Origin of the sequence: Pseudomonas sp. HMWF021 (assembly GCF_003061005.1) — a bacterium.
In the GTDB taxonomy this organism is placed as follows: domain Bacteria; phylum Pseudomonadota; class Gammaproteobacteria; order Pseudomonadales; family Pseudomonadaceae; genus Aquipseudomonas.
In genome coordinates this window covers 80272-80908 of the sequence record NZ_QAIK01000145.1, presented here as the reverse complement: position 1 = coordinate 80908, position 637 = coordinate 80272, and the positions used below count along the sequence as shown (strand labels likewise).

The 637-nt window shown below is 63.0% G+C and carries 1 protein-coding gene; it reads left to right on the top strand.

Features of this window, described 5'->3' with window-relative positions; translation table 11 throughout:
- Positions 1-637: glutamate ligase domain-containing protein (locus DBR18_RS29590; RefSeq protein ID WP_371921123.1), on the top strand; the 637-nt coding region annotated here is incomplete at both ends.

Here is a 637-nt window from a genome sequence, read left to right as displayed (position 1 = left end):
CTTCGATCTGGGAATCACCGATCACAACTGGCAATGGCGCGGCACTGACGCGCAAGGTCAGCCTGTCGAGCTGCATGATTTGCCGCTGCTCGACCTGCCGATGGAAAACGCTGCGCTGGCATTGCAGGCGTATCTGCTGTTCGGTTTGCCGTGGAATCGGTCGCAAATTGTTGCTGCCTTGCAGGCCGCTCGCGTGGTCGGGCGTCTGGATCGCCGTTCGTTCGAGTTCAACGGCAAGCGCCTGAACCTGCTGCTGGACGTAGGGCATAACCCGCACGCCGCGCAGTATCTGGCGCGGCGTCTGGCCAGTCGGCCGCCGGCGGGCAAGCGCCTGGCGGTGTTCGGCTTGTTGGCGGACAAGGATCTGGATGGTGTTGTCGGCGAATTGAATGCTAGTGTCCAGCACTGGGCGGTAGCGCCGCTGGATTCGCCGCGCGCACGTCCGGTCGCTGAGTTACATGCGGCACTGCAGAACCTTGGCGCCTCCGTCACGTCTTATGGCAGTGTCGCGGCGGCGCTGGAAGGGCAGTGCGCAGCGGCCACCAGCGACGACGAGATTCTGTTGTTCGGATCATTTTATTGTGTCGCCGAGGCCCTTGAATGGCTGGCCCGGCGCTCCACGGAGGAAGCAGCAAAT